The sequence below is a fragment of the Halosimplex halophilum genome (assembly GCF_004698125.1).
GTDB classification, from domain to species: Archaea; Halobacteriota; Halobacteria; order Halobacteriales; family Haloarculaceae; genus Halosimplex; species Halosimplex halophilum.
Genome location: NZ_SRHV01000005.1, coordinates 507,718 through 521,020 on the forward strand (window position 1 = coordinate 507,718; position 13,303 = coordinate 521,020).

16 protein-coding genes are annotated in these 13,303 nt (G+C 72.9%); 8 read left to right on the forward strand and 8 right to left on the reverse strand.

Annotated features, from left to right (window positions below):
- Window position 1: 1 nt before the first annotated feature.
- The gene (locus E3328_RS18810) at window positions 2-1,018 is read right to left on the reverse strand and encodes an ROK family protein (protein ID WP_135366173.1); all 1,017 of its coding nucleotides are present in this window, start codon (window positions 1,016-1,018) and stop codon (window positions 2-4) included.
- Window positions 1,019-1,067: 49 nt separating this feature from the next.
- Entirely contained in the window at window positions 1,068-1,820 is a 753-nt protein-coding gene (locus tag E3328_RS18815; RefSeq protein WP_135366174.1) for a hypothetical protein, read from the reverse strand.
- Window positions 1,821-2,050: 230 nt separating this feature from the next.
- Here E3328_RS18815 and E3328_RS18820 point away from each other — a divergent pair, with 230 nt between their 5' ends.
- Window positions 2,051-3,052 (forward strand): ABC transporter ATP-binding protein, encoded by a 1,002-nt coding sequence (locus E3328_RS18820; RefSeq protein ID WP_135366175.1) that lies wholly within the window; start codon window positions 2,051-2,053, stop codon window positions 3,050-3,052.
- A 2-nt stretch (window positions 3,053-3,054) separates the two neighbouring features.
- On the forward strand, window positions 3,055-3,906 hold the full coding sequence (locus tag E3328_RS18825) for an ABC transporter permease subunit (RefSeq protein ID WP_135366176.1): 852 nt from the start codon (window positions 3,055-3,057) through the stop codon (window positions 3,904-3,906).
- Window positions 3,907-3,984: 78 nt separating this feature from the next.
- Here the strand turns inward: E3328_RS18825 and E3328_RS18830 are convergent, their stop codons facing one another.
- The 3 genes from E3328_RS18830 to E3328_RS18840 form a co-directional block, all read right to left on the reverse strand.
- Window positions 3,985-5,124, reverse strand: a complete 1,140-nt coding sequence (locus E3328_RS18830; RefSeq protein ID WP_167837476.1) for an ATP-binding protein — start codon at window positions 5,122-5,124, stop codon at window positions 3,985-3,987.
- A 180-nt stretch (window positions 5,125-5,304) separates the two neighbouring features.
- Window positions 5,305-5,502: a hypothetical protein gene (locus E3328_RS18835; protein WP_135366178.1), complete on the reverse strand. Its 198-nt coding sequence runs from the start codon at window positions 5,500-5,502 to the stop codon at window positions 5,305-5,307.
- 116 nt (window positions 5,503-5,618) lie between these two features.
- Entirely contained in the window at window positions 5,619-6,140 is a 522-nt protein-coding gene (locus E3328_RS18840) for an archaemetzincin family Zn-dependent metalloprotease (protein ID WP_135366179.1), read from the reverse strand.
- A 40-nt stretch (window positions 6,141-6,180) separates the two neighbouring features.
- Here E3328_RS18840 and E3328_RS18845 point away from each other — a divergent pair, with 40 nt between their 5' ends.
- The 3 genes from E3328_RS18845 to npdG all read left to right on the forward strand — a co-directional run bounded on the left by E3328_RS18845 (window position 6,181) and on the right by npdG (window position 8,362).
- The gene (locus tag E3328_RS18845) at window positions 6,181-6,570 is read left to right on the forward strand and encodes a UPF0146 family protein (RefSeq protein ID WP_394345916.1); all 390 of its coding nucleotides are present in this window, start codon (window positions 6,181-6,183) and stop codon (window positions 6,568-6,570) included.
- Between the two features lie 153 nt (window positions 6,571-6,723).
- Window positions 6,724-7,617 (forward strand): TIGR01548 family HAD-type hydrolase, encoded by an 894-nt coding sequence (locus tag E3328_RS18850; protein WP_135366181.1) that lies wholly within the window; start codon window positions 6,724-6,726, stop codon window positions 7,615-7,617.
- Between the two features lie 76 nt (window positions 7,618-7,693).
- Entirely contained in the window at window positions 7,694-8,362 is a 669-nt protein-coding gene (gene npdG / locus E3328_RS18855) for an NADPH-dependent F420 reductase (RefSeq protein WP_135366182.1), read from the forward strand.
- Between the two features lie 12 nt (window positions 8,363-8,374).
- Here the strand turns inward: npdG and ribH are convergent, their stop codons facing one another.
- Together ribH and E3328_RS18865 are read right to left on the reverse strand one after the other, a co-directional pair.
- The gene (ribH, locus tag E3328_RS18860) at window positions 8,375-8,791 is read right to left on the reverse strand and encodes a 6,7-dimethyl-8-ribityllumazine synthase (RefSeq protein WP_135366183.1); all 417 of its coding nucleotides are present in this window, start codon (window positions 8,789-8,791) and stop codon (window positions 8,375-8,377) included.
- A gap of 122 nt (window positions 8,792-8,913) precedes the next feature.
- The gene (locus tag E3328_RS18865) at window positions 8,914-9,180 is read right to left on the reverse strand and encodes a thioredoxin family protein (RefSeq protein WP_135366184.1); all 267 of its coding nucleotides are present in this window, start codon (window positions 9,178-9,180) and stop codon (window positions 8,914-8,916) included.
- 183 nt (window positions 9,181-9,363) lie between these two features.
- On the opposite strand from E3328_RS18865, the gene E3328_RS18870 reads away from it, so the two are divergent.
- From E3328_RS18870 to E3328_RS18880, 3 genes are all read left to right on the forward strand, one after another.
- Window positions 9,364-9,522, forward strand: a complete 159-nt coding sequence (locus E3328_RS18870) for a preprotein translocase subunit Sec61beta (RefSeq protein WP_135366185.1) — start codon at window positions 9,364-9,366, stop codon at window positions 9,520-9,522.
- 116 nt (window positions 9,523-9,638) lie between these two features.
- The gene (locus E3328_RS18875; protein ID WP_135366186.1) at window positions 9,639-10,013 is read left to right on the forward strand and encodes a DUF7532 family protein; all 375 of its coding nucleotides are present in this window, start codon (window positions 9,639-9,641) and stop codon (window positions 10,011-10,013) included.
- Window positions 10,010-11,545: a ribonuclease FAU-1 family protein gene (locus E3328_RS18880; protein ID WP_135366187.1), complete on the forward strand. Its 1,536-nt coding sequence runs from the start codon at window positions 10,010-10,012 to the stop codon at window positions 11,543-11,545. Before E3328_RS18875 ends, E3328_RS18880 begins: the two co-directional genes overlap by 4 nt.
- Window positions 11,546-11,548: 3 nt before the next feature.
- Here E3328_RS18880 and E3328_RS18885 read toward each other — a convergent pair whose 3' ends face one another.
- Entirely contained in the window at window positions 11,549-13,207 is a 1,659-nt protein-coding gene (locus E3328_RS18885; protein ID WP_167837477.1) for an LVIVD repeat-containing protein, read from the reverse strand.
- Window positions 13,208-13,303: the final 96 nt, after the last annotated feature.

Genomic DNA, 13,303 nt, shown 5'->3' on the forward strand with positions numbered 1-13,303 from the left:
TTCACTCCGGTTCGGCCCGGGCGGCCGCCAGCGCCCCGTAGAGGTCGATGTCGTCGCCCAGCGGCGTGATACGGACCGTCGGGCGGTCGACGAACAGGTAGCGGTCGAGGTGCTCCTCGATCCCGGCGACGATCCACTCGGGGTTGTGCAGCGCGACGCCGCCGCCGAGGGTGACCAGCCCGGGGTCGACCGCGTTGCAGACCGCCGCGACCCCGGCGGCGTCGTACCGGGCGACCTCGTCGAGACACGCCCCCGCCAGGGCGTCGCCCGCGTCGGCCGCCGCGAACACGTCCGCGGCCGTCGTCGCCGCGCCGTCGAACCACTCGGGGTCGGCCGGCGCGTCGTCCAGGGTGGAGCCGTCGCCCGATGTGGCCGCGTCGCCCGGCGCGGCGGACTCGTCCATCGCGGACTCGTCATCCGCCCCGTCGCGGTCCAGACGACGGGCGACGAACTCAGGGATCCCGCGGCCGGACGCGACGGCCTCCCAGGCGCCGGCGACGCCCGTGCTCTCGAACTCGTGTGGCGCGACCGGCAGCAGGCCGAACTCGCCGGCCTGGTCGTTCTCGCCGCGGTGGAGCCGGCCGTCCTCGACGACGCCGCCGCCGATCCCGGTCCCGAACGTGAGGTGGGCGAGACAGCGCTCGTCGCGGCGCGCGCCGTAGTACCACTCCCCGAGCGCGGCCGCGTTGCAGTCGTTGACCAGCGTGACGGGGAGCCCGTGGGCGCGGTCGACTGGCTCGGCGAGTTCGATCCGGTCGAGCGTCTCCCCGGAGGGAGTGTCGAATCTGCGGATCGCTCCGTCGGCGTCGTCGACGAGCCCCGTCGTCGAGACGGCGACGGCGTCGAGGTCCTGAGCCGTCGCCCCCCGCAGGTCGTCGACCGCCGCGACGAGCTGGTCGGCGAGATCGCGAGGCCGCGTCGGTTCGACCGCGGGCTCGGTCAGCAGCTCACCGTCGGTCGCGGCGACGGCCGACCGGAAGTTCGTGCTCCCGATCCCGAACACGGCGACGTGGTCCATCGGTTCGACGGACGGGCCGGCTCGGATATGAGGGTTCGGATGTCCCGGGCTACAGTTCCTCCCAGACGCGCCGCACGGTCCGGCCGGGACGCCGGACCAGGGCGACGGCGCTCCGGACCGCCGCCGACGGGTCCCTGCGGAGCGTCCGGACCGCGGGGACCACGTCGTGTTTCAGGGCCTGTGCGGTCTTGATCAGCGCCGCCGCGCCGATCGCGAGGACCATCGCGGCCGCGACCAGGATGAAGAGGACCGCCTCGACGCCCCCGTCGCTCAGCAGCGGCCACGGCGTCAGCCACTCGGCGGCCCACAGTCCCGACAGGACGACGAGCGCGCTCGCGGCGAGCTTCAGCGCGCCGTCGGCGCGCTCGTCCCACGGGTCGGCGCTCAGCCGCTCGCGAACCTCGCGTTCGGTCTCGCCGCGTATCTCCGCGGCGGTCCGGAGGTCGACCCGGTGGAGCGTCGCCGCGTCGTCGGCCTCGCTCGCCAGGTCCGCGGCCCGCTCGCGCGTCCGGACGGCCAGGTCGTCGCGGTCGTACCCCCGGAGCAGCCGCACCCGCTCGGCGACCAGCTGCGCGTCGGCGAGCGCGCGCCGCAGCTCCTCGTCGGAGAGGTCGTCGACGGCGAGTTCGAGCTGGCGGTCCGGGTAGTCGGCGAGCAGCTCGAAGTCGAGCAGGCCGGCGCGCACGCGCTCGCGGACGCGCTGCTGGTCGCGCCGGACCTTCTCCTCCCCCATGCCGTCGAACCCCTCGCGGATGCGGTCGCGCTGTTTCTTCGTGAGCAGCGAGGCGGATCTACCACCCATAATTCGGACAGGTTCGCTCTCGCCCTTAATACCACGCGTCCGTTCCGCCACCGGTCCGACGGGTGTATCGGGATACACCCATAGAGCGGTACCTACACCGACGAAATCCGGCCCGGGACCGGACCGATCCGGCCTCGACCGGATCGCGGGTGTACGCCGATACCGCGAACCTACCAGATCCTGAACAATGGACGGGGATTAATCAGGGGCGGTCGGTAGCGGCGAGTGCGATGCCCGCCATCGAGACCACCGCCCTGACGAAACGCTACGGCGACGTTCGCGCGGTCGAGGGACTCGACCTCGCCGTCGACTCGGGGGAGGTCTTCGGCTTCCTCGGGCCCAACGGCGCCGGGAAGTCGACGACCATCGACCTCCTGCTCGGGTTCCGGCGGCCGACCGAGGGGTCGGCGACCGTGCTGGGCCACGACGCGACCGCCGAGGCCCGCGCGGTGCGGGCCCGGACCGGGCTCCTCCCCGAGGGCTGCGAGTTCTACGAGAACCTGACCGCCCGCGACCACGTGAGGTCCGCCGTCGAGGCGACGGGCGCCGACGACGACCCCGACGCCGTCCTCGACCGCGTCGGGCTGGACCCCGGTGCGGCCCGCCGCCCCGTCGGCGGCTACTCCACGGGGATGACCCAGCGGCTCGCGCTGGCGGTCGCGCTGGTCGGCGAACCGGACCTGCTCGTCCTCGACGAGCCCTCCAGCGGGCTGGACCCGTCGGGGATCCGGCGGCTCCGGGAGATCGTCCGCGAGGAGGCCGCCCGCGGCGCGACCGTGTTCTTCTCCTCGCACATTCTGGGGCAGGTCGAACAGGTCTGCGACCGGGTCGGGATCATGGCCGGGGGCGAACTCGTCGCCGTCGACGCCATCGACGACCTCCGGGCGGAGCTCGGCGCGAACGAGGTCCTCGACGTGACCGTCGCGGAGCCCCCGGAGCCGTCGGCCCTCGACGGGATCGACGGGGTGGCCGACGTGACGGTCGACGGCGACACCGTCCGCGCGGAGTGCTCCCGGCCCGAGGCGAAGGCCGCCGTCGTCGCCCGGCTGACCGAGCGCACCCGCGTCCGCGACTTCGGGGTCGAGGACGTCTCGCTCGAATCGGTCTTCGACGAGTACACGTCGGGTACCGGCTCGACCCGGCGCGCGGCCGGCAGCGTCGGGGCCGGCGAGGCCGCCGTGGAGGGAGACGACGGGAGCAACCGCTCCCTTCCGCTGCTGGGAGGTGGGTGAGCGTGGCGACGAACGCCCTCACGGTCGCCCGCGACGACTTCCTGAACGCGGCGCGGTCGCACGTCGTCCTCGGCGTCGTCGGCGCCTTCGTCGTCAGCGTCGCGCTCGTCTTCCTCGCGGAGATGGACCTATTCGCGGACCCCTACCGGACACTGAACGACGTGGCCCTGCTGTTCATCCTCGTCGGTCCGGTCCTGCTGGCGCCGCTGTCGTACCTCGCCGTCGCCGGCGACCGCGCCAGCGGGCGGCTGAAGTACGTCATGGGGTTGCCGGCGAGCCGGCCGGGCTACGTCGCCGCCAAGGTGGCCTCGCGGGCGGGCGTCGCGGTCGCGGCGGTCCTCGCCAGCCTCGCCGTCGGCTTCGCCGTCGCGCTGGCGGCCTTCGAGAACGCGCCCGACCCAGCCGCGTTCGCGCTGTTCGCCGTCGCCTCGGCGCTGTACGTGGCGACGTTCGTCTGCATCTTCGTCGCCATCTCCGCGAGCGTGACCGGTCGCTCGCGGGCGATGTTCGGCGCCGTCGCCGTCTACTTCGTCCTGGTCCCCTTCTGGCTCGGGGTCACCCCGCCGCTGACGCTCGGGACGCTCCTCTCTGCCGTCGGCGACCTCCTCGGGACCGGGCTCTCGGCGTCGACCCGCGAGTTCGTCGACGCGCTGTCCCCGCTGCGGGCCTACGGGGGGCTGATCAGGCCGGTCTTCGCCCAGGGCGCCGAGAAGTACGAGCGGTTCGCGCACATGGGCGGCGCCCCCGACGCCGTCTACGAACGGGCGTGGTTCCACGTCGCCGTCCTGCTCGCGTGGTCGCTCGGCTCGGTAACCGTCGGCTACCTCCGGTTCCGCCGCGCCGAACTCGCGTGAACTGCCGGTCCGTTCGCCCTGACATCCGACGCCTCGCCGCTCCGGCCCTCCACACGCCGCTCTCGACCCTGCCGTGACCTACCCGCTGACCGCCGGCCGGTCGGGCCGGGAACCGTCCGCGCCGTCGTCGCTACCGTCGCCCGTGTCGGCCCGCGGTAGCTCGACGACGACGGTCGCGCCGTCGTCCGTGCCGATGCCCCCGCCGTCGGCGATCCGGAGGTCGCCGCCGTAGCGCTCGACGAGCGTCGCGGCGATGCGGAGCCCGCCGCCCGCCGTCTCGTCGCCGTGGCGGTAGGCGCTGGGGCGGTCCTCCGACGGGATCCCGGGCCCGTTGTCGCTGACGGTCAGGGTGACGGCGTCGGCGCCGCGCTCGACGGCCAGCGTGACCCGCGGATCGTCGCTGTCGTTGTGCTCGACGGCGTTCTCGACGAGGTTGTCGACGACCGACCGGAGGCCGGCGTTGGCGACGACCGGCGCCCGCTCGGGGAGGTCGGTCGCGACGGTCGCGGCGGTGGCCGCCTCGATACTGGCGGCCGCCTCGTCGACCACCGCGGCCAGGTCGACGGGTTCGTAGTCGGCCTCGCCGGCGACGGTCTTGGCCAGCGAGCCCGCGGTGTGGATGCGCTCGAACGCCTCGTCGGTCTTCTCGCGGACGACCGCCGCGTGCTCGGCGACGCCGTCGTCGGCCGCGTCGGCGTCCTCGATCTCCCCGGCGTAGGCGCGGATCACCTGCATGTCGTTGCGCAGGTCGTGCCTGACGAGCCCGTTGACGAACGCCAGCGCGTCGCTGGCCCGCTCGGCCCGGGTGGCGTCGGCGACCGCCCGCGCCCGGTAGTAGCCCGCGACGATGCCCGCAAGCCCGCCGAACGCGGCGGCGACCAGCAGCGTGAACGCCGGCTCGGAGACGGCCCTGTCCTCCAGGAACCGGACGGCGATGGTCAGCCCGACCGCGGTCGTGAACACCACGACGCCGCCGAGCGACCAGACGGCCGCCACCCACCGGTACTCGGCGTCGAGGTCGGTGTGCTCGAGGCGGTAGCCCGCGTACACCAGCCCGACCGCCGGGACCCCGTCGATCAGGAGGGCGAGCAGCGGCCCGGGGACCGACTCGAGCGTCGCCACTTCGGACCCGTGGTGGACCAGCGCCGTCGCCGCGAGCACTGACCCCACGGCGGCGACCGCCAGCGGCCCGGCCCCCCACCCGCGCTCCGTGTCCATGCCCATCGATCGAATCCGCTCCATTTCAATCAGGTGCCTTACAGGCGACCCTCGCGCCGCTGGGGGGTCCACGTCGAAAGTGCCGCCGCCGCACCGACGAGGGGTCAGGAGCGAGGAGGGGCCCGCACCGCTCGGAAACAGAGGGACTGTCGCGCTCGCGACGACCGGGCAGCCGCCCGGTCAGTTCGATGCGCCGTCCAGGTCCGCGTCGATGGCGCCGCCGAGTCCGTCGTCGTCCGGCGCGTACTCGTCGTCCTCCGAGTCCGAGACCTTCTCGCCGTCCGCCTCCTGGGACTCCGTCACGGTGTCGTCGCCGGTGACCGAGACGAACAGTTCACCGAGCTCGCGCGTCCGATCGGGGTTCTGGGTTTCGCTCATCACTCCCGCTTGGCGGGGACCGGGAATAGCGCTGATGCCTAACCACGTTGGTACCGACACGGAACGGTCGGAGACGGGCGACAGCGCCGTTCTGTGTCGGTTTCCGGGGATCGCGGTCACATGACCTGTCGCTGACAGGTGCCGCAGAGCGCCTCGTCTTTGATGTCGACCTCGCGGACGGTGGGCGAGAAGCTCATGACGCAGCGCTTGTTGTCGCAGTGTTCCAGGCCCATGGTGTGGCCGATCTCGTGGATGACCTCCTTGCGGACGCGGTCGGAGAACACGTCCTCGTCGGACCGGCGGGAGATGCCGCCGTCGGAGGAGGTGTTGAGCCGGTAGGTGGAGATGACCGACCCCTTGCCGTCGAGGTAGGCGAGCCCGAAGACGTAGTTGCGGCGGTGGTAGAACAGGTCCTTGGGCGTGATGGCGATGTTCTTGTCGCCGTCGCCGACGCGGGTGGCGAGCTTGATGAACGATTCCGCGCTGTACTGGTCGCGGCTGCGGTCGTACGCGCCGGAGGGGATCGACTGCGTGTCGTGCATCGTCACGTCGCTCTCGTAGACGGCCCGGAGGCTCGCCGAGGCCTCGCGTTTGACCTCGGCGCGGACGTCGCCCACCGGCACGATGTCGACGTGCATACGGGACGTTTATGCGTGCCGCCGTGATAAACTCCCCGCTGTGATCCCCGAGACGCTGGAGGCATTGGTCGCCCGCTTCGCCGAGTTCGACGCCGCCGTCGAAGTGGGGATCGGCCGCCGCACCGTCGTCGCCGAGGCGCTCGCCGAGGCCGGGACGGACGTGACCGCCACGGACCGCCGACCCCGGTCGGCGCCCGATTCGGTCCGGTTCGTCGTCGACGACGTGACCGACCCCGACCCGCCGGTGTACGCCGACGCCGACCTCGTGTACGCGCTGAACCTCCCGCCGGAGCTCCACCGGCCGACGCTGGCCGCCGCCCGGGAGGCCGACGCCGCGTTCATGTTCACCACGCTGGGCACCGACCAGCCGCTCGTCCCCGTCGAGCGGGAGACTATCCCCGCCGAGACGCTGTTCGTCGCACGGGGCTGATCGCGGCGTGGCAACGACCGCAGCGGACAGCGCACGCCACCGCGCCGCTCACTCCCACGTACCGCACACTCCTGCCGCATCGCCACCGCCCTTGCCGAAGTTTCTCCCGAGTCGGAACGGACTTTTGCACGGAGGACATCCCGGGAGACACGAATGAACGCGGACGCGGTCGTGCTCGACGTCGACGGCGTGCTCGTCGACGTGGCCGACTCCTACCGCCGGGCGATCGTCGAGTCGGTGTCGCGGGTCTACGGCGACACCATCCCGAAGGACGCCGTCCAGCAGTTCAAGGACGCCGGAGGGTTCAACAACGACTGGGAGCTCACCTACGCCGCCGCGCTGTACGTCCTCGCCGACGGGGCGGGGCTGGGGCTGTCGCTCCCTTCCTTCACCGACCGGGTGGCGGCCACCGGCGGCGGCGTCTCCGCGGCCGAGACGGTCGTCCTCGACGCGCTGGGGCCCGCCGAGCGCGAGCGCGTCATGAACGAGTGGGACCCCGACCGCCTCCGGGACGTGTTCCAGCAGCTGTACCTCGGTACCGACCTCTACCGGGAACTGGAGGGCGGCGAGCCCGAGATGGATACCCCGGGGTACATCCACGATGAACCCGTCATCCTCGACGGGGAGACGGTCGACGCCCTCCGGGCCCGCTACGACGTGGGCGTCCTGACGGGCCGACCCGCCGCGGAGGCCGACATCGCGCTGGACCGCGTCGGGCTGGACGTGCCCGACGAGCACCGCTTCACGATGGACGACTGGGAGGAGGGCAAACCCCACCCCCGCGCGCTGGTGACGCTGGCCGAGCGCTTCGACGCCGACTCCGTGGTCTTCGTCGGGGACACGCTCGACGACATCAGGACGGCCGTCAACGCCACCGGCGAGGACACCGACCGGGAATACCGCGGCGTCGGCGTCCTCACCGGCGGGCTGACCGGCGAGGAGGGTCGCCGGAAGTACGAGCGCGCCGGCGCGACCGCGGTGGTCGACTCCGTCAACGACCTGCCGGAACTCCTGGACGGCGACGACGAGGACGCCGGCGGGAACTGACGCGGGACCGGGGTGGCGCCCCGCCGAGTTCGCCGAATCGCTAACCCTTATCCTGATCTCGGCCTACGGGCCCGGTATGGACATCGCACTGCTTGGCGGGACCGGCGACATCGGCGAGGGACTGGCGCTGCGGTGGGCGTACCACACCTCCCACACCGTCGTCGTCGGCTCCCGGGACGCCGAGCGCGCCGAGAACAAGGCCGAGGAGTACGCGACCGAACTCGACAGCCGCGGGGTCGACGCCGACGTCGCGGGCGCCGAGAACGCGGCGGCTGCGGCCCGCGCCGACGTGGTCGTCGCCGCGGTCCCCGCGTACCACCTCACCGATACGATCGAGGCGGTCGCCGACGAACTCGACGCCGGCGACGTGCTCGTCTCGCCTGCCGTCGGGATGAAACGCGACGAGGAGGGGATGCACTACAACAAGCCGGGCGCCGGGAGCGTCACCGCGCTGGCCGCCGGCGCAGCGCCGGACGAGGTGGCCGTCGTCGGCGCGTTCCACAACCTCGCCGCCGACCGCCTCGCGAACCTCGACGCCGACCTCGACGTGGACACCCTCGTCGTCGGCGACGACGAGGACGCCGTCGACACCGTCTCGGCGCTGGCCGAGGGTATCGAGGGGCTGCGGGCCGTCTCCGCCGGCGGCATTGCGAACGCCGCCGAGGTCGAGGCGCTGACCCCGCTGCTCATCAACATCGCGATGAACAACGAGGGGCTACACGACGTGGGCGTGAAGTTCCACTAGCGACGCCGCCCCCTACTCGGCGGCTTCCGGTAACGCCTCGACCAGGTCGACGGCCGCATCGACGGCGGCCGCTCCCTTGTCGATCCGCTCGCGCGCCTCCGCCGCGCTCATGTTCGGCCCCTGGACGCCGAAGGTGACCGGCGTGTCCCGGTCGACGCTCACGGCGCTCAACTGCCGCGCGGCCGTGTGCGTGACGACCCTGTCGTGGTCGGTGTCGCCCGTGATCACGACGCCCAGCACGACGACGGCGTCGACCCCGTCCCGGCGGGCGAGCCGGTCGGCCGCAAGCGGCGCGTCGTAGACGCCCGGAACCGGCACTCGCTCCGCGACCGTCGCGTCCCGCCGGTCGGCGTTCGTCCGCGCCCGCGCTTCCATCTCTGCCGCCAGTTCCTCGTAGAACTCCGCGACGACGAGGCCGAGCGTGACCATGGCCTCCGTCCGCCTCCGCTTCGGAAAGTCGTTATCGTTCCCAGGTTCGTTACGAGCGGCTGGACGGCCCGCTACCGCCGGCGCTGTCGGGGCGGGTGAGAACGGAGATCAGGAAGGGCGCTCTACGCGGAGGCCTGCTGGAGGGCGTCCTCGATGTCGTCGGCCTGGGTGACGCCGACGAACCGCTCGACGATGCCGTCGTCGTTCTCGACGATGAGGGTGGGCAGCGAGCGGACGTGGTACTCGTTGGCCACGTCCTGCTGTTCGTCGACGTTGATCTTCTCGAACTGCACGTCGCCGTACTCCTCCTCGAGGTCGTCGAGAATCGGGTCCTGAGTCTTGCAGGGGCCACACCAGTCGGCGTAGAAGTCCTTGAGCGTGACTGTCATGGGTCATCGGAAGTTGCGAATCCGCGGGGATAAGGGTTTCCACTACCGCCGTTCGACGGGTTCGCCGGTCGCCCGAGTGACACCTTCGAGGGCGGCATCCGCCGAGGGGGCGGCCACCGGCGCGGGGTCGCGGGTCAGGGGCAGGGCGAAAGGCTTACGCGGACGGGGGTGGGACGAACAGACATGAGCAGCAACGACGGCGGCGGACTGATGTCCAGCGCGGGGCTGGTCCGGTACTTCGACGCCGAGGACCGCAACGCCATCCGCATCGACCCGAAGACGGTCATCGCCTTCGGGGCGATGTTCGGCTTCCTCGTGCTCGTCCTCCGCGCGACGATCTGACCGGCCGACCACCGCGACCACCGCACCGACCGGCGGCTCGCCCCGGCCCGGAGCGGGAACCACCGCCGCGGGGCGTGACCGCGACGTTTTCAAGCCCCGCCCGCGAACCCGCGGGTATGCACTTCGACCAGCGGACGCAGGCGGCGCTCCGCGAGGCCGGCCTCTCTACCGAGGAGATCCGGGCGGCCTCCGAGCGCGTCGTCGAGGCGACCCGCGAGGCCGCCGACGACCTCGAAGCGTTCTTCGCCGACCGCGACGCCGTGTACTCCGACATGGACCAGGCACACTCGGCCGAGGAGTTCCCCGAACACGCCGTCGACTACCTCGACCTGTTCACCCACGCCGACGACATCCGCGGGTACCTCCGGTTCGACTCCTGGGGCGTCCCCGTCACCGGCGGGCGCGTCCTCTCAGAGGACGTGGTCGAACTCTCCCTGGGGCCGACCGTCGACGACCGGGTCCGCTTCGCCGCCGACCGCGACGCCCTATGAGTGGCGATGACGGAGCGGCGGACGCGAGCGCGGATGCGGCCGGCGACGGGGGCGCCGGCGATGCCGGCGAAGTTCCGACGGTCCGGGTCCGGGGCATCTACACGACGGCGCTGACCCGGCTGTTCGAGGACGCGGGCCTGTCCGTGGTGCAGGCGTCGCCGCCGATACGCGACCGCTTCGACGACGAGTTCGCCGTCGCGCCCGCCGGGGCCGCGGTCGCGACGACGGACGACCGGCAGGGGGTCGGGCTCGTCGGCGAACGGGCGGCGGTCGCGGCGGCGCTCGACGCGGCCCGCGGGGTCGGCACCGACGCGCTGGCGTGGCGCGACCCGACGCCGCGGGGCGCCGTCTACGCCGGCGAGGTGACAGAGACGCTCGGGAGCGGCGCCGTCGTCGACCTCGGCGACGGCGCAGTCGCGGACGAACAGGCGGAGTCCGGTCCCGCTTCACTGCCCCCGGTCGCCGGCACCGACCCCGAGGGCTTCCTGCCGTACTCGAAGACGGCCGCACACGTCGAGGAGGGCGACCGGCTGCGCGTCCAGGTGAAAGAGCCCGCCGCGCCCTGGAGCGACGGCCGGCCGGTCCTCGACACGACGGTCCGCGTCCAGGCCGGCCTCGCGACGCTCGTCCGCGGCTCGTCGCCGGACAGCAACGGCCCGGAGCTGGCCGACCTGCTGCCCGTCGACCCGCCCGAGGGCTGGGGCACCGACTGGGACCGGGCGGCCGACGACGCGGACCTCGATGCTCTCGGTGACGCGCTCGAAGGGGTCGGCGAGCGCGCCGCGGCGCTCGATTCGGCGTTCGACGACGCGCCCGCGCCGGACGAGGCCGCCCCGTACTGCTACTGGCCGGGCGAGGCGACCGTCTGGGTCTGGTTCGGCCGCGAGTCGCGGTTCGGGCTCGACGAGCGCCGCCGCGACGTGACGGCGACGATGCCCGGCCACCACCGCACGAAGGCCGCGACCAACAGTGCCAGCGCGGCCGTCGACTTCGTCGAGGCGGTCTGCCCCGACGCCGGGACCGGCGGGGAGACGGACTTCCCGTTCGACGCCGTTACTCGCCAGTTCGGCCCGACGGAGGGCGACAGCGTCCGCATCGACCACGGCAAGCCCGACGGCCGGATGTTCTCGCTCGGCAGCGGCGAGGTGACCCGCCGGGACGCCGACGGCACCGTCGTCGTCGAGCGGGAGATGTCCGGCCGCGGCACCTACGACGCGCTCGGCGTCGACCAGCAGGCCGGCGACGTGGCCGTGACGAAACTCACGGAGGGCAAGTGGTGGTACCCGACCGTCTACCGCGGCGACGACGGCGAGAAACGGGGCACGTACGTCAATATCTGCACCCCGGTCGAGGTGTTCCCGTCGGCGGTCCGCTACGTCGACCTGCACGTCGACGTGGTCAGACACGCCGACGGTCGCGTCGAGCGGGTCGACGACGACGAACTCGACGCCGCCGTCGCGGCCGGCCACGTCCCCGAGGCGCTCGCGGAGAAGGCTCGCAGCGTCGCCAGCGCCGTCGAGAACGCTCTCTGAGGGCTACTCCTCGTCTCCCGGTTCGTCGCTACCGTCGAGCAACCGCCACGCGCCGATCCCCAGCCCGGCCAGCGCCGCCGCGGGGCCGAACCCCGGGCCGTCGCCCGCGGTCGCGCCCCCCGTTTCCACTGCGTCGGTTCCGACGCCGCTTCCGCCACCGTCGCCGCTCCCGTCAGCGCCCGCGTTTCCGCCGTCGCCGCCTCCATCCGTCGCCGGGCCACCCGACCCGGTCGGGGCCGTCGTCGCGCCGGATCGCCCGGGCGTCGGTGTCGGCGTCGCCCGGTCCACGTCGGGGAAGGTGTAGACCCTCGCGGGCGCGTCGGGGTCGGAGGGGTCGTAGTAGCTGGTGGCGACGACCGTCTCGCCGGGCGCCGCCAGCTGTGCGGTCCAGAAGCTCGTCGTCGACGAGCGCCGGAAGTACCGCACCCGCTCGGGGTCGGCCGGGTCCGACAGGTCGTGGACGGCCACCCCGCCGCGGTACCACGACGAGTAGAGGTGGCCGGCGGCGAGTTCGAAGTTGTGTGCGGTCGTCCGGACGCCGTTGACGTTCGGGTCGGCCGTCGGCGGCGGGTCGATGGTCGACAGGTGTTCGGGCGAACGCGGGTCGGCGATGTCGTAGACGGCGATCCCGCTCGGGCCGCCGGGGTCGTCGGGGCCCGGCGTGGTGCCCTCCTTCCCGAAGTTGGAGTTCCACGACTCCTTGCCGACCGCGAGCAGCGAACTGTCGGGATCGGTCGCGGCGTAGTGGTCGTTGCCCGGCGGCTCCGAGTACTCCCGGGCGACCGCCAGCCCGTCGAGGGCGGCCAGCGTCTCGGGGTCGCGCTCGCGAACGTCCGCGACGTACCCGGGGTCTGCGGGGTCGCTCACGTCGAGGATCCACGTCCCGGCGTCCCAGTAGGCGAGGTAGGCGAAGCCGTCGCGGACGAACACGTCGTGCAGCGTCCGCAGCTGCTGGGGGACCGTCTCCCAGACCGGGTCGTGGTCCAGCACCGACCAGCGGGCGACCTCCCGTGGCTGGTCGCGGCCCACGTCGACGACCAGCAGCGGGTTGGCGTCGCGGTCGCTCCGGGTGAGGTAGGCGTACTCGCCCGCGAGGTCGCAGTTGTGGACCGGGTAGGCCGTCTCGTAGGCCCGGAGGAACCCGGGGTCGGTCGGGTCGGACACGTCGAACAGTGCGACGCCGTAGAAGCTGTCGGGGTCGTAGCCCGCGGGGCCGCCGACGAGCAGGCGGCCGTCGTCGTACTTCACGTCCCGGACGCCGCCCATGCGCTGGGTCGTGCCCGGCGGCGAGATGTCGCGCTCGCTCGTGACGACCGTCGGGTCCGCCGGGTCCGTCAGGTCGAGGACGGCGAAGCCGTCGCCGACCGCGACGAACGCCGTGTCGCCGTCGGGCGTCAGGACCGCTTCCGTCGCGCCCGCGACGGCGACGCTGCCCAGCGGCTCGTACCCCGAGGTGGGCGTCGCAACCGCGTCCGTCGGTGTCGGCGTGGGCGTCCCGGAGGGAGTCGCCGTCGCAACCGAGCCGTCACGCGTCGCGGTCGCGTTCGCAACCGGGCTCGCCTCCGACTCCACCCGGCGGGCGTCGCCGTCGCGGGCCGCCAGGGCGGCGGTCGGGAGGGCGGCGGTCCCGGCGACCGCCCGGAGGAACTGGCGTCGATGCACGTCCACGGCCTAGCGGTCGACGGGTATCAGTTTCCCGGTGGGGTCGACGGGACCGGCGGACCGGTGAGTCAGCGAGGCCGGCGAGACCGGCGGGTC